Below are 18,019 nucleotides of genomic sequence, written 5' to 3' on the forward strand. Positions count from 1 at the left end.
GCTCCGGGACGCGGCACGGCTGTGACGCGTCTCACCTACCGATTGTTCGGTCGTTGACGCATTTTGGCTACAGGCACCCTCAGGCTGTGGACAAACGGTTCTGCACAGCCTGCAATGAACGCAGTACGTCCATGGTAGGGAGGCGGGGGCACATGGCACCTGAACAAATGGCCGAGCCACCGGAGCACGGCCCGGCCCTGCCGCCCCCTCGCCCGCTCGACGCCATAGATCAGGACATCCTGCGCATGCTCCAGGCGGACGGCCGCGCCTCGATACGGTCGGTCGCCGAACGCGTGCACGTCTCCCGCGCCAACGCCTACGCCCGTATCAACCGTCTCATCGAGGACGGCGTGATCCGGGGCTTCGGGGCGCGCGTGAACCACGAGCGCGCCGGAAAGGGCACCTCGGCCTACATCACCCTGAAGATCGTGCAGAACTCCTGGCGCACGGTCCGCGAGCAGCTGCGCCAGCTGTCCGGCGCCGCCCACATCGCGCTGGTCGGCGGCGACTACGACGTCCTGCTCCTGGTCCACACCTCGGACAACCGGGCCCTGCGCGAGGTCGTCCTCACCAAACTCCAGGCCATCCCGGAGGTGCTCAGCACCCGGACGCTGCTGGTGTTCGAGGAGGAGGACGTGGAACCGGAGGGATGAGGGGAGGGCGTGGAACGGGCCTTCCCGAAGGGCGCTCAGTCCTGGGCGCGCAGCCCCGTGAAGACCAGGTGCGTCACGGCCTCGGACACCTCCCGCTCGCCCATGCCCCGCCCGTCCGGCCGGTACCACTCCACGATGGAGTTGATCATCCCGAAGACGAGCCGGGTCGCGAGCCGCACCTCCACGTCCCCGCGCACGTCCCCGTCCGCGGCGGCGGCCTTCAGCAGCTCGGCGACCCGATGGTCGAAGTCGCGGCGCCGCTCCAGCGCCCAGCGCTCGGTGTCGGTGTTGCCGCGCACCCGCAGCAGCAGGGTCACATAGGGGAGCTCGCTCATGAGCACCTCGACCATGCGCCGCACGACGTGCTCCAGGCGCTCCACCGCCCGTCCCACGCGCGCGGGTTCCTCGTCGAGGATCCCGAAGAGCCCGTCCAGCGCCCGGCTGACGGCCCGGCGCAGCAGCTCCTCCTTGCCCGTGACGTGGTGGTATATCGACGACTTGGAGATACCGGCCGCCTTGGAGAGGTGCTCCATGGAGGTGCCGTCGTAGCCGCGCTCGTTGAAGACCCGGACCGCGACGGACAGCAGTGTCTCCGGGGTGTACGTGTCGCGCTTGGCGGTGGTCATGAGGAGGTGCCCTCCCGCTTGTCGGAGGCGTAGGCGTGGCGGTAGAGCGCCAGCGAGGGCGCGTAGCGCCCGGAGGGGTCGCGCAGGTGCAGGTCGTCCAAGAGGGCGTACGCCCAGTTCCGGCCGAGCCTGCGGCTCCATTCGAAGGGCCCCAGCGGGTAGTTGACGCCCAGACGCATCGCCGTGTCGATGTCCTCCTTGGTGGCCACGCCCTTGGCGACGGCGTCGTGCGCGAGGTCGATGATCCGCGCGACCGTACGGGCGACGATCATGCCGGGGGCGTCCCCGATGACGCTGACGTCCTTGCCGAGCGCCTGGAAGAGCCCGGTGGCCTCCGCGAGGGTCTGCGGCGAGGTGTCCTGCGAGGCGGACAGCGCGATCCGGGTGGCCCTGCGGTAGTCGAGCGAGAGGTCGAAGTAGACGACGTCCCGGAACTCCACGGACGTCTGCCCGTCGGCGAGGGCCAGTTGGCCGCCGCTCGGCAGGACCAGCCGGGTGCCGTGGTCCTCCTCGTCCTCGCGGACGGCGATGCCCGCCTCCCGGATCAACGTGAGCAGTTCGGAGGCGGGTCCCAGATCGCCCTCGACGACGACGTACGCGGGCGCGGGGACCGGGTCGGCGGTGTGCGGCTCGGAGGGCTCGGCGTCGTCGGCGTACTCGTACCAGCCCCGGCCCGTCTTGCGGCCGAGCCGGCCGGACTCCACCAGCCGCCGCTGGGCCAGCGAGGGCGTGAACCGCACGTCCTGGAAGAAGGCCTGCCACACGGAGTGGGTGACGGATTCGTTGACGTCCTGCCCGATGAGGTCGGTCAGTTCGAAGGCGCCCATCCTGAAGCCACCGCACTCGCGCAGGATCGCGTCGATGGTGACGGGCTCGGCGGCCTGCGACTCGTACACCGCGAAGGCCTCGGCGTAGAACGGCCGTGCGATGCGGTTGACGATGAAGCCAGGGGTGTCGGCGCAGGCGACCGGTGTCTTGCCCCAGGCGCCGGCCGTCTCGTACGCGCGCGTGGCCGAAGTGACGTCGGTGGCGAACCCGGAGACGACCTCGACGAGGGGCAGCAGCGGCGCGGGGTTGAAGAAGTGCAGGCCCACGAAACGGCCCGGGTTGCGCAGGGCGCCTCCGATGGCCGTGACGGACAGGCTGGAGGTGTTGGTGGCGAGCAGGCAGTCCTCGCCGACCACCTCCTCCAGCGCGCGGAAGAGCTCCTGTTTGACGTCCAGCCGCTCCAGGACCGCCTCGACGACGAGACCGCAGTCCGCGAGGCCGGTGAGGCTCTCGGCGGCGTGCAGCCGGGCGCGTGCGGCGTCCCGGTCGGCGCCGGTCATACGGTCCTTCGCGACGAGCCGGTCGAGCCGGGCGCCGATCGCCTCGGCGGCCTCCCGCGCGCGACCGGCGACGGAGTCGAACAGTCGTACGGGATGGCCCGCGACCAGTGCGACCTGGGCGATGCCCTGACCCATGGTGCCGGTGCCGACGACGGCCACGGGGCTGCTGAGGTCGAGTCCTGTCATGTGCGCGATCCTCCCGCACGAGGTTGTCCACAGATGCGGCGGACCCCCTTGTCCCGACCGATCGTTCGGTTACTCTAACTCTGTCCGCATGTTCCTGCCCAGGTCAGAGCCCGACGAAGAGCCCTGACGTGAGGAGTTGGTCACGCATGGCCGCCGAACCTTCCGCGCACGCCCTGATCGCCGAGCACCGGACCACGCTCGACCAGGCACTGGAAGCGATTCGCACACGCGCGTACTGGTCGCCCCACCCCGAGCACCCCAAGGCGTACGGCGAGAACGGCAGCCTGGGCATGGCCGAGGGCAAGGCCGCCTTCGACGCCCTCCTCGGCACCCGCCTCGACCTCGGCCAGCCCGGCACCGACGACTGGGTCGGCGGCGAGGTCTCCCCGTACGGCATCGAGCTGGGCGTCACCTACCCGCACGCGGACGTGGACACGCTGCTGCCCGCCATGAAGGCGGGCCAGCGCGCGTGGCGCGACGCGGGCGCGGAGGCCCGCGCGGCGGTGTGTCTGGAGATCCTCAAGCGGATCAGCGACCGCACCCACGAGTTCGCCCACGCCGTCATGCACACCAGCGGCCAGGCCTTCATGATGGCGTTCCAGGCGGGCGGCCCGCACGCCCAGGACCGGGGCCTGGAGGCGGTGGCGTACGCGTACGCGGAGCAGGTCCGCACCCCCGACGAGGCGCGGTGGAGCAAGCCCCAGGGCAAGCGCGACCCGCTCACACTCACCAAGCGGTTCAAGCCGGTCCCGCGCGGGATCGCCCTGGTCATCGGCTGCAACACCTTCCCCACGTGGAACGGCTACCCGGGCCTGTTCGCCTCCCTCGCCACCGGCAACGCGGTCCTCGTGAAGCCCCACCCGCGCGCGGTGCTGCCGCTCGCCCTCACCGTCCAGGTCGCCCGCGAGGTACTCGCCGAGGCCGGCTTCGCCCCCGACCTGGTCGCGCTGGCCGCCGAACGTCCGGGCGAGGGCATCGCCAAGGACCTGGCCACCCGCCCCGAGATCCGCGTCATCGACTACACCGGCTCGACGTCCTTCGGCGACTGGCTGGAGGCCAACGCCCGCCAGGCGGAGGTCTACACGGAGAAGGCCGGCGTCAACACGGTGCTCGTCGACTCCACCGACGACTACAAGGGCATGCTCTCCAACCTGGCGTTCTCCCTGTCCCTGTACAGCGGCCAGATGTGCACCACCCCGCAGAACCTGCTGGTCCCCCGCGACGGCATCACCACCGACGAGGGCCCCAAGTCCTACGACGAGGTCGTCGCCGATCTCGCCGGGTCGGTCGGCGGCCTGCTGGGCGACGACGCGCGCGCGAACGCGCTGCTCGGCGCGATCGTGAACCCCGACGTCAAGGCCCGCCTCGAAGCCGCCGCCTCTCTCGGCGAAGTCGCTCTCCCCTCAAGGGAGATCACCAACCCCGAGTTCCCGGACGCGGTCGTCCGCACACCGGTGATCGTGAAGCTCGACGGCGCGCGGAAGTTCTGGGAGCGGACCGAGGACGAGGCCGCCTACATGAGCGAGTGCTTCGGGCCGGTGTCGTTCGCCGTCGCCGTCGACTCGACCGCGGACGGGCTGGAGTTGCTGCGCCGGACCATCGCCGACAAGGGCGCGATGACCGTCGGCGCGTACACGACCTCCGGCGAGGTGGCCGAGGCCGTGGAGGAGGTCTGCCTGGAGGAGTGCGCGCAGTTGTCGCTGAACCTCACGGGTGGGGTGTATGTGAACCAGACGGCGGCGTTCTCGGACTTCCACGGGTCCGGTGGCAATCCGGCCGCCAACGCGGCGCTGTGCGACGGGGCGTTCGTCGCCAACCGGTTCCGGGTGGTCGAGGTGCGGAGCGAGGCGTAGGAAGCCGCTCGAAGCCACGGCTTCGGTCGGACCGCCCTCAGAAGGAACCCATGCTCCAGTGGTACAGCGTCATCGCCACACTGGTCGCCAGGTTGTAGCTGGAGACCTGGGGGCGCATGGGGAGTGACAGCAAGTGGTCGGCACGGGCGCGGAGTTCGGTGGAGAGGCCACTGCGTTCGGAGCCGAAGGCGAGGACGGCGTCGTCCGGGAGCTTCAGCCCCCGGATGTCGTCGCCCTCGGGGTCCAGCGCGAAGAGCGGGCCCGGGGGCAGGTCGGCGACCTCCAGCCGCTCGACGGCGGTCGCGAAGTGCAGGCCCGCCCCGCCGCGTACGACCGTGGGGTGCCAGGGGTCCAGCGTGCCCGTGGTGACCACACCGGTCGCGCCGAAACCGGCGGCCAGCCTGATCACGGCCCCCGCGTTGCCCAGGTTGCGCGGGTTGTCGAGGACGACGACAGGGGTGGTGCGCGGGGTGCGGGCGAGCGCCGTCAACTGAGCCGCGCGCGAGGGGCGCACGGCCAGGGCGGCGACGGCGGTGGGGTGCGGGCGCGGCACCAGCGTCCGGTACGTCTCCTCCGGGATCTCCCGGAGGAGGTCCACGAACCGGTCCCGTACGTCCGGGGCAAGCTCGTCGGCGAGGGCGAGCGCCGCCGCGCGGTCGGCGGTGACGGCCACCGGCACCTCGGCGCCGAAGCGCACGGCGTGCTTGAGGGCGTGGAAACCGTCCAGCAGCACGGCGGTGTCGGCGAGCCGACGCCAGACCCGCAGGGGGTCGTCCCCCGGGCCGTCGACCGGCCCGCCCGCTGGTCCGTTCACCGGATCGCTCACCGGATCGTTCATGCGGTGAAGCCTACGTGGGCCTGCTCGGCCGACTCCTTCTCCTGCGGGAGCGGTGACCGCTCCGGGTCGCGCGGGCCCGGGACCTCGGCGCCACGCCCCGGCAGCACACGGCGTACGACGCGGTCACGCGCGCGTGCCACGAGGCGGCCCACACGCTTCAGGAAGGACGTCGGCAGGAAGACGGCGTCGGCGGCGATCATCGCGAGCGAGAAGAACGGCAGGCCCAGCACGACGGCGATCACCGCGTGCTCGGTCATCATGACGGCCAGCAGGACGTTCTTGACGCGCCGGTTGAAGAGCGTGAACGGGAAGGCGACCTGCACGATCACCGTCCCGTACGTCACCAGCATCACCATCGTGCCGCTGGACGTCATCAGGTCGGAGAGCGCGGCCCAGGGCGAGAAGTAGTCCAGGTGGAGCGGGTAGTAGGCGGCCGTGCCGTCCTGCCAGCGTCCGCCCTGGACCTTGTACCAGCCGGCCGCCGCGTAGATCAGACACGCCTCGGCCATGATCACGAGCAGGACGGCGTTGTGCGTGAGATTGCCGACGATGTCGAGCAGCACCCGCGGCTTGGTGTCCGACTCGATGCGGCCGGCGGCCCAGAACAGGCCGTGCACGGCCCACAGCCCCCAGAAGAACGTCAGCCAGCCGCCCAGCAGACCGCCGGGAATCAGACCGCCGAACGTCGCCACCAGCAGCGCGAACCCGAGCACACACCACAGGGCCGGGCCGACCCGGTCCTCCGGTGCCCTGCCGTCCCGCTCCAGGCGCTCGCGCGTGCGCCGTGCGCGCCGGGCGTCCAGCGACCAGACCTGGGCGCAGCGGACGAAGACGAGATAGATCGCCATGAGGTGCAGGACGTTGTCGCCGCCGTCGCCCATGAAGACGCTGCGGTTCTGCAGCGAGAGCACGCCCACCATGAAGAGCACGCTCATGGCACGGGTGCGCCAGCCGAGCAGCAGCAGGAGGGTGGCCAGGACGGCCACGGCGTAGACGATCTCGAACCACACCATGCTGTCGGACCACATCAGCACCGTGAAGGCGTCGTTGGTCCCGATCAGCTGCTGGGCGAGCTCCCAGCTCCAGGGCCCGTTCGGGCCGTACAACTCGCGCCGGTGCGGGAACTCGCGCAGCAGGAACAGCAACCAGGTCGCGGAGAAGCCGATACGGATGATCGCGCTCTGGTACGGGCCCAGCGCGCGATCCGAGACACGGGTGATCCCGTTGCCTATCGCGGCGGTGAGGCGCCCCAGCGGGCTCACCGGCCGGACCGGAACGGTCTGGGCGGCGGCGGTCTGGCCGACAGCGGCCGGACCCGCGGCGGCCGGACCCGCGGCGGTCTGGTTGTTGGCCGGGTTCTCGGGCGGGGTCACAGAGCTCATTCGGCGCTCGCCTCCGTCCGGCCGGTCACGCCCAGGCCGGCGCCGGCCGCGTTGGCGGCGACGTCCGTCCGGTCGGTGTCGGTCACCGACCACCAGGGCAGCTCACGGACGACGGGCTTGTCGGACACCTTTTCCTCGCTCCACTCGGGCGACGGCACATTGGTGGTTCGGGACCGGAGCTGGATCCGCTCGATCACACCGCCGGGGCCACCGGCCTGCTCACGGTCGAGGCGCATCACCACGATGCGGCGCACATAGCGCTCGGAGAGACCGCCGCGCGAGGACGTGGCGCGGTACTCGCCGTCGTGCGTGGAGACATAGAAGTCCCAGGCCCGGCGCAGTTCGTTCTGTTGGGTGTGGCTCGGGATCGGATTCCCGTCGATCGCGGCGCCGTCCAGGGCGGACAGGTCGTACCAACCGGTTTGGCGCCGCTCACCGTCCGCCGTACGGACCTCGGCGCGAGCCTGCACCGCGATGTTCTGCTGCAACGGGTTCGGCGCGAACAGCTTCCAGTTCTGCTCGAACTCCGGGTACACCCATTCGTCCACCGCCCGACCGTGCTGCTTCGTCAGCGTGTTCGAGGGGGCGATATGGAGGAACACCAGCCCGAGGTGCGCGCAGGTCGCCACCGCCACGACCGCCAGCACCAGCGCCACGGCTATCTGGTACGGCAGGGTGAGCCCGGCGATACCGGTGGCCGACGGCGACTCCGGCTCCGGCTCCGATTCCGAGGCCGGAGCGGGATCCGGGACCGGGACCGGGACCGAGTTCGGGGCCGAGTCCGGGGCCGAGGCCTGCCGGGGGATCCGCGCCTTCGCGGTCGCATCGCTCACGGAGGCGGAGCCCTCGGGCTCGTCCGGCGCTCGCCGGGCGTCCGAGCCCTCGTCGTTCGCGTCCATTCCGCCCCGCTCCCCGATTCCCACTACCCGGTCCGCTTTCCCCACCGGAACTTACTCAGCCGCGTTCCTCCGGCACAGCCCCGATGGCCACAACAGTCACATCGTCACACCGCTCACACGGCACCCATGAGGTTATCCACAGCGGGGGACACCTTACGGCGCGGCACGGTCCGCCACTCTCCCGGAAACCGCCCCGCCCGCCCCGCCGGCCGCCCCACCTGGCTTGTTACCCCCCGGCCGTTCCCCGGCCCCGCCACCCCATTCCCTTCTTCTAGAACCTGTTCTATCTTGACGCCCCGTCATCGGCGACACGGAAGGGGCGGGACCGTGGACTTCACCTTCACCGAGGAGCAGCAGGCGGCGGCCGAGGCGGCGAGGGCGGTGTTCGCCGGGGTCGCGCCGGACAACGTACCGAGCCCGTCGCTCGTGCCGGGGGCCGTGGCGGACGACTTCGACCGGGCCCTGTGGACGAAGCTCGCCGACGGGGATCTGCTGAGCCTGCTGCTGGACCCCTCGTACGGAGGGTCGGGCCTCGACCCGATCGCGCTGTGTCTGGTGCTGCGCGAATCGGCGAAGGTCCTGGCCAGGGGGCCGCTGCTGGAGAGCAGCGCCGCCGCCGTGGCCGTACAGGCGCACGGCAGCGAGGAGCTGAAGGCGGATCTGCTCGCGCGCGTCGGCCGGGGCGAGGTAGTCCTGACCGTCGCCGCGCACGGCCGCACCGGCCACGACCCGGCCGAACTCGCCGTGACCGCCCGCCGGGACGAGGACGGCGCCTGGGTCCTGGACGGCATGCAGACAGCGGTCCCCTGGGCGTACAACGCGGACTTCGTCGTCGTCCCCGCGACGGTCGCGCCCACGACGGTCACCCCCGGTGTCCCGGGCATCCCCGCCGGGGCCGAGCAGGACACGGCCGCCGCCGACGGCCGGACCGTGCTCGCCCTCGTCCCCCGCCTCCACGAAGGGGTGACGCTCGCCGAGCAGATCTCCACCGCCGGTGAACGGCTGGCGGAACTACGGCTGGAATCGGCCCGCATCGCCGCCCGGGACGTCATCGACGCGGAGGGCGCGTGGGAGCGGCTGCGTGATCTGCTGGCCACCGGGACCTGCGCGCTGGCGCTCGGGCTGGGTGAGGGCGTACTCCGCATGACCAGCGAGTACGCCGGCAAGCGGGAACAGTTCGGTTTCCCGATCGCCTCGTTCCAGGCCGTCGCCGTGCAGGCCGCCGACCGCTTCATCGACCTGCGCGCGATGGAGGCGACACTGTGGCAGGCCGCCTGGCGGATCACCTCCGGAGCGGGCGGCGCGCTGCCCGCCGCCGGCGACGTCTCCGTGGCCAAGATCTGGGCCTCGGAGGGGGTACGACGGGTCGTACAGACCGCACAGCATCTGCACGGGGGCTTCGGCGCCGACGTCGACTACCCGCTGCACCGCTACCACGCCTGGGCCAAGTACCTGGAACTGTCCCTGGGCCCCGCGGCGGCGCACGAGGAGGCGCTGGGCGACCTCCTGGCCGCACACCCCCTGGGCTGAGCGCCGCGCGACCCCACGCCTCGGGGCACGGGCGTCCCCTAGAGGACGAACCCCGCCCCGCCCTGGTCGTCCACCACCGGGCGCCCGACGGCCGCCCAGACCTGCATGCCGCCGTCCACGTTCACGGCGTCGATGCCCCGCTGGACGAGATACATGGTGACCTGCGCCGAACGCCCGCCCGACCGGCAGATCACATGGATCCTGCCGTCCTGCGGCGCCGCCTCGGTCACCTCGCCGTAGCGCGCCACGAACTCGCTGATGGGGATGTGCAGCGCCCCTTCGGCATGACCCGCCTGCCACTCGTCGTCCTCCCGGACGTCCAGCAGGAAGTCGTCGTCCTTGAGGTCCCCGACCTCGACCGTGGGCACATCCGCTCCGAAATGCATGCGTACGACGCTACCCGACCGGACGACGGACGACCCGGGCCCTCCGCACTCCGACCGGGAGAAGCGGGCCTCCCTGCTTCCTCGCCGGGCCCGGACTCCCGGACTACCCGTCCTGGCCGAGCAGTTCCGTCAGTTCGGCTTCCCGCTGCTCGACCTCCGCCAGCAGCTGGTCGGCGATCTCGTCGAGGAGGCGGTCGGGGTCGTGCGGGGCGAGGCGGAGCATCGAGCCGATGGCCCCCTCCTCCAGCTCACGGGCGACGGCGGCGAGCAGTTCCTTGCGCTGGGCGAGCCATTCGAGGCGGGCGTACAGCTCCTCGGCCCGGCTCGGCCTGAGCTCCTCCGGCACGGGCCCGGCCGCCCACTCCTCGGACAGCTCCCGCAGCAGCACCTCGTCGCCACGGCCGTACGCGGCGTTCACACGGGCTATGAACTCGTCCCGCCGCTCCCGCTCCTTGTCGTCCCGTGCCAGGTCGGGGTGGGCCTTGCGGACCAGCTCGCGGTAGAGCCTGCGGGCCTCGTCGCTCGGGCGCACCCGCTCCGGGGACCGTACGGGCCGGTCGGTGAGCATGGCCGCGGCCTCGGGGAACAGGCCCTCCGAGTCCATCCAGCCGTGGAACAGCTCCTCCACGCCCGGCATGGGCATGACCCGGGCCCGTGCCTCCTCCGCCTTGCGGACGTCCTCGGGGTTCCCGGTGCGTGCGGCCTTCGCCTCGGCGATCCGGGCGTCCAGTTCGTCGAGCCGCGCGTACACGGGGCCGAGCTTCTGGTGGTGCAGCCGGGAGAAGTTCTCCACCTCGACCCGGAAGGTCTCGACGGCGATCTCGTACTCGATCAACGCCTGCTCGGCCGCCCGCACGGCCCGCTCCAGCCGCTCCTCGGGCCGCCCCGAGCCGGCGCCGTCGCCTTCGGCCGACGCCGGTCCCTCAGCGGCCGAGGACGAGCCCTCCGTGGACGCCTCGCCTTCGGTGAACGCCGCACCCTCATCGGGCGCCGCGTCCCCCACGGGCTCCGCACCCTCATCGGGCTCCACGGGCTCGGCGGGGCGCTCGGACGGTGTCTGCTCGGCTTCCGGGGTCGTCACCCGACCCAGCCTAGGCCACGCCTACGAACCCCACCGCAGGCCTCCGGACGCCCCGGACTCCCCGTCGGTCTCCCTCAGACCCCCGTCTCCGCCGCGATCCGCCCCGCTCGCACCGCCGTCACCAGGTCCGCGTGGTCCGCCTCGGTGCGGTCCGCGTAGGCCACGGCGAACGTGGCCGTCGCCTCGTCGAGTTCGTCGTTCTTGCCGCAGTAGCCGGCCAGCAGGCGCGGGTCGGCGCTGTGGGCGTGCGCTCGGGCGAGGAGGGCACCGGTCATCCGGCCGTAGTCGTCGATCTGGTCGGCGGCCAGGGCCGCGGGGTCGACACTGCCCTTGCGGTTGCGGAACTGGCGTACCTGGAAGGGGAGCCCGTCGACCGTGGTCCAGCCCAGCAGGATGTCGCTGACGACCTGCATCCGCTTCTGGCCGAGGACCACCCGGCGTCCCTCGTGGTCCACCTCCGGCACCGCGAAACCGGCGGTCGCGAGGTGCGGCTCCAGCGCCGAGGGACGGGCCTCCTTCACCTGGAGGACGAGCGCCTCACCGCGGTGGTCCAGCAGCAGGACGACGTACGAGCGGGCGCCCACACTGCCGGTGCCGACCACCCGGAACGCCACATCGTGCACCGCGTACCGGGCCAGCAGCGGGTGACGGTCCTCCGAGAGCGTGGTCAGGTACCGCGTCAGGGAGCCGGCCACGGCCGCCGCCTCCTCGTCGTCCACGCGGCGCAGCACCGGCGGGGCGTCCACGAAGTGGCGTCCGCCGCCCTCCACCTGCCGGGTCGCCTTCGCCGCGAACCGGCCACTCGTGTTGGCGCGCGCCTTCTCCGAGACCCGCTCCAGCGTGCCCAGCAGGTCGTGGGCGTCGGTGTAGGAGACCAGTTCCTCGTCCGCGATGGCGTTCCACGCGTCGAGCGCGGAGAGCTTGGCGAGGAGCCGCATGGTGCGCCGGTAGGCGCCCGTCGCGTCGTACGCCGCCTTGCGGCAGATGTCCTCGTCGGCGCCCGCCTCGCGGCCGGCGAGCACGAGTGAGGCGGCGAGGCGCTTGAGATCCCATTCCCAGGGGCCGTGCACGGTCTCGTCGAAGTCGTTGAGGTCGATGACGAGTTCGCCGCGGGCGTCCCCGTACAGGCCGAAGTTGGCCGCGTGGGCGTCGCCGCAGATCTGCGCGCCGATGCCGGTCATGGGCGTACGGGCGAGGTCGTGGGCCATGAGGCCCGCCGAGCCGCGCAGGAACGCGAAGGGGGTGGCCGCCATTCTGCCGACCCTTATCGGGGTGAGGCCGGCGATCCGGCCGCGGTTGGACTCCTCCACCGCGGACACCGCGTCCGGCCTGTCGGTGGTGAGCGTCAGGTCCGCGTGCGCGCCGCGGGGCACCCGCGTCCGCAGTGCCTTGCCCTCCTCCTTGGGCGACCCCTCCGAGGGCCACCGGGCGAACCCGGGCACTCCCGGCACCCGGGCGCCGGTCGGCCGTGCCCCCGTGGCACCCGCCCCGGCCTCCCGGAACTCCGCAGACTCGGCCTCGGCCACCGGCCCCGCCGTCGTACCGGCCTCGGTCACAGCGACCGCCTCCCCCGCACCCGTCCTCGCACGAACATCAACTTGTGACGACGGTACAGCCGACGACCGAAACGCGTCAGACCCTGTGGACAACTCCGCGCCCCGCCGCTTCCCGCCTGTGGAAAACCCGCGTACCCGCTGCCCGGCCGACCCGTCGCCAAGCCGTCACCGAGCCGGGCCGAGCCGGGCCGGGCCGGGCCGGGTGCCGCCGGTTCGGCCCGCGCCGCTATCGCGTGGTCCCCGCGCACGGCCAGCTCCGCGGCAGATGGACCTTGGCCCAGTCCTGGAGCTCGCGCAGCGCCGGTCGTCAGGGCCAAGAGCCTGGCCGAGCGCCTCGCCGCCGCGTAGCGCCCCGGGGGACGCGAAGGGCGGCCACTCCCCTCAAGGGACCGGTCAAGGCCCCTCGGGGAAGCGGTCGCCCGTGCCGTCAGGCCGCGTACGTCGCGTTCTGCGCGGTGGTCACCACCTTCTGCCCGTCGGCCTGGCCCAGCAGCCCGGCCGACACCCAGGCGGCGACGGTCGACTGCACCCGCGCCACCAGCGCGCCCTTGTCGGCGAACGGCGCCCCGGCCCAGATCTCGTCCAGCAGTGTCGTGCCGTCGGTCCGCGCCGGGTTGGCGACGCCCGAGTCGGTGCCGCCGAGCACGATCTGCGGTTCGGAGCGCCTGACGTAGGCGTGGGTCGGATCCTCGCTCCCTTCGTGGAAGGGGGCGAATTCCGTTCCGCCCAACGTGTAGTGCAGCGGCTTCCCGTTCACGGGGGTGAGGGAGGGCAGCAGGTCGCCGGAGAGCCCGGCGTTGCGGTACAGCCCGCACGACAGATAGCTCGTGGAGCTGTTCCTGCCGACCAGATTGACCGGCCCGTAGAACAGCGTCTGGAGCGACGGGTCGTCGAGGGCCTTCTCCACCCGCAGCAGGAACGGGATCGTCACGCGTACGACGTCCCCGGCCCGCCAGGTCCGGGACGGGACCGTGAAGTAGCTGCCCGCGGCCGGAGTGCCGCTCACCGCGGTGCCGTTGACGGTCACCCGGAAGTCGGCGCCCGCCCAGGACGGCACCCGCAGCCGCAGCGCGAAGGCCGCGCTGCCGCCCCCGACGGTGATCGTGGAGCCCTGCTCCCGGGGATAGTCGGTGCTCTGCGCGACCGTCACGCCCTTCGCGGACCAGTTCAGCGTGGCGGCGCTGTACAGGTTGACGTACAGCGCGCTGCCGTCGGCCTCAGTGAAGTACACCGAGTCCTGGTACTTGGTGGCGCTCTCCATGCCGGTGCCCTCGCAGCAGGTCGTGCCCTGCTTGGGGGTGTAGTCGCGCACATGGCCGGGCTTCAGGCCGATGAAGTACGTGACCAGCGGCTTCTCCGCGTCGGCCTTGTCCTGTTTGGAGCCGAGGACCTGGTTGAGCAGGGCCCGCTCGTAGTAGTCCATGTACTTCGGGTCCTGCTCGTGGAAGAACAGGCTCCGGCTCAGCTTGAGCAGGTTGTAGGCGCAGCAGGTCTCGGCGTTGGTGTCGCTGATCGTCCCCGAGATGACCCCGCGCGCCTTCCAGAACTCGGCCGTGCTGGTGCCGCCGATCCCGTACATGCGCTGTGGGATCACCATGCCCCAGAAGTTCTTCGCGGCGGTCAGATAGCGGGCCTCGCCCGTCGCGTCGTACAGCCGTACATATCCGGTGAAGATCGGGATGTGCTGGTTGGCGTGCAGGCCGTCGAGGATGTCGGTGTTGGCGGCGCAGGCGTCGATGAGACTGTCGAGATCGAACAGCTTGGCCAGGGCGAGGTGATCGGCCTTGCCGGTGATCGTGTACAGGTCGACGATGGTCTCGACGATGCCGCCGAACTCGCCACTGGAGAAGATCCCCCACATCCGCTGGAGGGTGGCGTCGGGCAGCTTGGACAGCCGCGAGTACATCCAGTCGCACATGCCCGACGCGAGATCGAGGGCCCGGGAGTCGTCCGTGGCGAGATACGCGTCCAGCAGACCCTTGAGGATCTTGTGCGCCGTGTAGTAAGGCGCCCACACCCTCGTGTAGTCGCCGCTCGTCATCGACTCCAGTGCGATGAACTGCGTTTCCGGGTAGGCCGCCAGGAAGCCCTGATGGCTCGGGCCGTCCCAGGTACGGCGGAGGGTGGCGTTCAGCCCGCGCCCGGAGGAGTCGCCTAAGGTGCCGGTGGTGGTAGTGGAGAAGTAGTACGAGGCGAGGTTGCCGAGTCCCGCGGCGGACTTCTTGGCCTCGTTGGTCTGGAACGAGGTGATCTCGGCCGCGGTCAGGGCGCGCGAGTAGACGTTGAACTCGTCGAAGGCGCCCGCGTAGACCGGGTCGCCGGAGTAGTTGGAGCGGCCCAGCCAGTTGTTCGTCAGGGTGCCCAGGACGGACGGGTTGAGCGACATCGAGGTGTTCGTGGCGACGGCGGTGCCGTTGACGTAGAGGGTGCCCGTGGTGCCGGAGATGGTGACCGCGAGATGGCTCCACTGGTTCAGCGGCAGCGCGGCGGTGCCGTTGAGTCCCTGTTCGCCGCCCGAACCGCTGGTGGTGATGGCGAAGCGCGGCACCCCGGCGGCGTTGCGGGTGACCAGGTACATGTACCGGGTGCTGTTGTTGCCGAAGTCGAAGACCCGCTGCCAGTTGGCGTCATGCGTGGGGCTGACCCAGATCGACAGGGTGATCGCCGCCGAGCCGTTCAGGACGGTCGCCGGAAGGTCCACGTACTGGTAGGAACCCCGGACGTTCTCGTGCGCGCCACCCCATCTGCCGGTGACGGTGAGCATGCGCGGGTCGGTGCGCAGCGCCGCGCGCACATCGGTCAGCGCGCCGACCATGGTGGAGATCTTGTCGGCGTAGACCTGCTGTCCGGTACTCGCGTACGCCTGGGACAGCATGCTCAGGAAGTGCCCGGTGTAGTGCCCGCGAAGGTTGCCGTTGGCCTCACCGTCGAGCCCCTCCCAGCCGCCTGGGGCGACCGCGCCGCCCGTGGAGAGCCCGGCGTTGGCGCGGAACACCTGGAGAAGCCGGTTGACGTCGTAGCCGCGGCCGTGGTCGAGCATCAGCTGCCGTTTGTCGGCGTACAGGCCTTGGCCGAGCGTCACGTCCTTGAGCTCGAAGGGCCGCACCGACCAAGTGGAGGGCGTCGGAACGGTGGCGGCGACCGCACGGCCGCCGCCCGCCGAGAAGGAGACTCCGGGGACGGCCGCGGCGAGCATCGCGGACTGGAGGAGGAAGCGTCTGGAGAGGGGCGGTGCCATGTGCGCCTCGTCTCTGGCAGGTGGGGGCGTCGGACAAAGCGAGAACCATGCATCGCGTTCGAAATTACGAACGTTGTGCGAATTTCCGACCAGAAGATAGGTATGGGGCAGTCGGGCGTCAACGGTACTGACGGGTTTCACGAGGCCGGTGCTCAGACGGATCCACCGCATGCACTCACTCGGCGCCGTTTCACGTGAAACATCGCACCTATCCCCATCTACGACGATTCACGTGGCGCCGCCCCCGCCGCCCCCACCGACCGCGCGTACGGGGCACGGCACGCCCCCACTCCACCCCGCGCCACCGGAAGCCGAAAGCCCTTGCCGAATCCCCTGAGAGACTCCTCACACTTCAGAGCCCGCCGTCAGGCTGCGCAACCTTCCGCGCAGCGCGCGAGCGAACAAAAAAGAAGCGGTCCCATCGTGATCACGATGGGACCGCTTCGCCGTGCGCGAGGGGGGAGTTGAACCCCCACGCCCTTGCGGGCACTGGAACCTGAATCCAGCGCGTCTGCCTATTCCGCCACCCGCGCATTGGGTGTGTCCTCGGGCCTCGTACCTTGCGGTGTCGGCGCCTTCCGACATCGAGAAGATTAGCACGCTGAAGACGGTGACTTCACATCCCTTATCCGCGGCCGGCCCCGGTCCCCGACGACGTGACACAGCCGACCAGCACGGACCGAACACACGCCCAGTGCGGGCACGTATCAACGAGTGCTGGTTCACGTATCAACCTCGTACCGGTCCCGGTCATCTCCACTGGAGAGGGACGGGGTGCGCAGTCCGGTGCGGGACACTGGTCTCGTGCCGCCTCTACGATCCTTGGCAGAGTTCGGACGGGGTAGTTCGAAGAGGAGCTCCGGAGGGAATCCGGGAGGGGACTTCAGTGGGCGTCGGCACCGGGTGACACCGGCCGACCGGGCCGACAGGGGGAACCAGCCGATTTCCCGGCGCGTGGATACGATCAGTAAGCAGTACCGATGCGGTACGCAGAGCGGTGACGACGGAGGAGGTGCCCCATGGGAGTCCTGAAGAAGTTCGAGCAACGTCTCGAAGGTCTGGTCAACGGCACCTTCGCCAAGGTGTTCAAGTCCGAGGTCCAGCCCGTGGAGATCGCGGGAGCACTCCAGCGGGAGTGCGACAACAACGCGACCATCTGGAACCGCGACCGGACGGTCGTCCCCAACGACTTCATCGTGGAGCTGAGCACACCCGACTTCGAGCGGCTCAGCCCCTACTCCGGCCAACTCGGCGACGAGCTCGCCGGGATGGTGCGCGACTACGCCAAGCAGCAGCGCTACACCTTCATGGGCCCCATCAAGGTCCATCTGGAGAAGGCCGACGACCTCGACACCGGTCTGTACCGGGTGCGCAGCCGTACGCTGGCCGGCTCCACGGACCAGCAGGCCCCCTCGGGCGCTCCGGCGAGCCCCGCCGCGGGCCGCCCCGGCGGCTACGGCTACCCGCCCACCGCGGCACCCTCGGGCGCACCGCCCATGCCGGCCGCGCCACCACCCGGTGGCGGCCGCCCCGGCGCCGCCCCGTTCGGCCAGCGGCCACCCGCCGCTCCGGCGTCCGGCGGGCGCATGCGCTACTGGATCGAGATCAACGGCACCCGCCACCAGATCTCCCGCCCCACGCTGGTGCTGGGCCGCAGCACCGAAGCCGACGTGCGGATCGACGACCCCGGCGTCTCCCGCCGGCACTGCGAGATCCGGACCGGAACGCCCTCGACGATCCAGGATCTCGGATCCACCAACGGCATCGTGGTGGACGGGCAGCACACCACCCGCGCTACGCTCCGCGACGGCTCGCGGATCGTCGTGGGCAGCAGCACCATCATTTACCGGCAAGCCGAAGGGTGAAGCGGGGGCAATGTCAGAGCTGACCCTCACGGTCATGCGGCTGGGTTTCCTGGCCGTACTGTGGCTGTTCGTGATCGTGGCCGTGCAGGTCATCCGCAGCGACCTGTTCGGTACGCGCGTCACCCAGCGGGGGTCGCGCCGAGAGAGCACGCGGCCACAGCAGGCCGCCCGCCAGGCCGCACCCCCGCAGCAGCGCGCCCAGCAGCCCGCGCCCGCCACCGGTGGCGGGCGTCGCGGGCGGAACGCCCCGTCCAAGCTCGTCGTCAGCGAGGGCACGCTGACGGGTACGACCGTGGCGCTGCAGGGCCAGACCATCACGCTGGGCCGTGCGCACGACTCCACGATCGTGCTGGACGACGACTACGCCTCCAGTCGGCACGCCCGGATCTATCCGGACCGCGACGGCCAGTGGATCGTCGAGGACCTGGGGTCCACCAACGGCACATATCTCGACCGGAACCGACTGACGACTCCCACGCCGATTCCGCTGGGCGCGCCGATCCGCATCGGCAAGACCGTCATCGAGCTGCGGAAGTAGTGCTACATCATGAATAGGCGCGAGCGGAGCGAGCACGCAGTGGTGGCCCCCACCAGGGGC

At 71.0% G+C, this 18,019-nt stretch carries 14 protein-coding genes and 1 tRNA gene; 5 read left to right on the forward strand and 10 right to left on the reverse strand.

The genetic code is table 11. From position 1 onward, the window contains the following. The first annotated feature begins 167 nt into the window (after window positions 1-167). Window positions 168-653, forward strand: coding sequence for an Lrp/AsnC family transcriptional regulator (locus tag F9278_RS24105; protein ID WP_152174088.1), 486 nt, complete (start codon window positions 168-170; stop codon window positions 651-653). Between the two features lie 35 nt (window positions 654-688). Here F9278_RS24105 and F9278_RS24110 read toward each other — a convergent pair whose 3' ends face one another. Both F9278_RS24110 and F9278_RS24115 read right to left on the reverse strand, forming a co-directional pair. Further along, the gene (locus F9278_RS24110; protein ID WP_152170190.1) at window positions 689-1,279 is read right to left on the reverse strand and encodes a TetR/AcrR family transcriptional regulator; all 591 of its coding nucleotides are present in this window, start codon (window positions 1,277-1,279) and stop codon (window positions 689-691) included. Next, the gene (locus tag F9278_RS24115; RefSeq protein WP_152170191.1) at window positions 1,276-2,793 is read right to left on the reverse strand and encodes a 3-hydroxyacyl-CoA dehydrogenase; all 1,518 of its coding nucleotides are present in this window, start codon (window positions 2,791-2,793) and stop codon (window positions 1,276-1,278) included. Before F9278_RS24115 ends, F9278_RS24110 begins: the two co-directional genes overlap by 4 nt. 146 nt (window positions 2,794-2,939) lie before the next feature. Here F9278_RS24115 and paaN point away from each other — a divergent pair, with 146 nt between their 5' ends. After that, window positions 2,940-4,646 (forward strand): phenylacetic acid degradation protein PaaN, encoded by a 1,707-nt coding sequence (gene paaN / locus F9278_RS24120; RefSeq protein ID WP_152170192.1) that lies wholly within the window; start codon window positions 2,940-2,942, stop codon window positions 4,644-4,646. Between the two features lie 37 nt (window positions 4,647-4,683). Here paaN and F9278_RS24125 read toward each other — a convergent pair whose 3' ends face one another. From F9278_RS24125 to F9278_RS24135, 3 genes are read right to left on the reverse strand one after another with little or no spacing between them, the layout of a single operon-like run. Continuing rightward, complete coding sequence (locus tag F9278_RS24125) at window positions 4,684-5,484, reverse strand: TrmH family RNA methyltransferase (protein ID WP_226966901.1); 801 nt, start codon at window positions 5,482-5,484, stop codon at window positions 4,684-4,686. Further along, a complete protein-coding gene (locus F9278_RS24130; RefSeq protein ID WP_226966902.1) occupies window positions 5,481-6,866 on the reverse strand; it encodes an HTTM domain-containing protein in 1,386 nt (461 codons plus the stop codon). Before F9278_RS24130 ends, F9278_RS24125 begins: the two co-directional genes overlap by 4 nt. Beyond that, complete coding sequence (locus tag F9278_RS24135) at window positions 6,863-7,765, reverse strand: DUF5819 family protein (protein ID WP_152170193.1); 903 nt, start codon at window positions 7,763-7,765, stop codon at window positions 6,863-6,865. The genes F9278_RS24130 and F9278_RS24135 overlap by 4 nt, the downstream gene beginning before the upstream one ends. Window positions 7,766-8,092: 327 nt before the next feature. Here F9278_RS24135 and F9278_RS24140 point away from each other — a divergent pair, with 327 nt between their 5' ends. Then, window positions 8,093-9,295 (forward strand): acyl-CoA dehydrogenase family protein, encoded by a 1,203-nt coding sequence (locus tag F9278_RS24140; protein WP_152170194.1) that lies wholly within the window; start codon window positions 8,093-8,095, stop codon window positions 9,293-9,295. Window positions 9,296-9,333: 38 nt separating this feature from the next. Here F9278_RS24140 and F9278_RS24145 read toward each other — a convergent pair whose 3' ends face one another. From F9278_RS24145 to F9278_RS24165, 5 genes are all read right to left on the reverse strand, one after another. Further along, window positions 9,334-9,663 (reverse strand): rhodanese-like domain-containing protein, encoded by a 330-nt coding sequence (locus F9278_RS24145; protein WP_152174091.1) that lies wholly within the window; start codon window positions 9,661-9,663, stop codon window positions 9,334-9,336. Window positions 9,664-9,784: 121 nt separating this feature from the next. Then, window positions 9,785-10,762 (reverse strand): J domain-containing protein, encoded by a 978-nt coding sequence (locus F9278_RS24150; protein ID WP_152170195.1) that lies wholly within the window; start codon window positions 10,760-10,762, stop codon window positions 9,785-9,787. A gap of 74 nt (window positions 10,763-10,836) precedes the next feature. Beyond that, entirely contained in the window at window positions 10,837-12,318 is a 1,482-nt protein-coding gene (locus F9278_RS24155) for a DUF2252 domain-containing protein (protein ID WP_152170196.1), read from the reverse strand. Window positions 12,319-12,745: 427 nt separating this feature from the next. Beyond that, window positions 12,746-15,556, reverse strand: a complete 2,811-nt coding sequence (locus tag F9278_RS24160; RefSeq protein WP_152170197.1) for a beta-L-arabinofuranosidase domain-containing protein — start codon at window positions 15,554-15,556, stop codon at window positions 12,746-12,748. A 449-nt stretch (window positions 15,557-16,005) separates the two neighbouring features. Beyond that, window positions 16,006-16,089: transfer RNA gene (locus F9278_RS24165), tRNA-Leu, on the reverse strand. 486 nt (window positions 16,090-16,575) lie between these two features. Here F9278_RS24165 and F9278_RS24170 point away from each other — a divergent pair. Continuing rightward, window positions 16,576-17,421 carry an FhaA domain-containing protein gene (locus F9278_RS24170; RefSeq protein WP_152170198.1) on the forward strand — a complete coding sequence of 282 codons (846 nt, stop codon included), beginning with the start codon at window positions 16,576-16,578 and terminating at the stop codon, window positions 17,419-17,421. 10 nt (window positions 17,422-17,431) lie between these two features. Then, window positions 17,432-17,959 (forward strand): FHA domain-containing protein FhaB/FipA, encoded by a 528-nt coding sequence (locus F9278_RS24175; RefSeq protein ID WP_152170199.1) that lies wholly within the window; start codon window positions 17,432-17,434, stop codon window positions 17,957-17,959. The last annotated feature ends 60 nt before the right edge of the window (window positions 17,960-18,019 follow it).

The sequence above is a fragment of the Streptomyces phaeolivaceus genome, from assembly GCF_009184865.1.
Lineage (GTDB): Bacteria > Actinomycetota > Actinomycetes > Streptomycetales > Streptomycetaceae > Streptomyces > Streptomyces phaeolivaceus.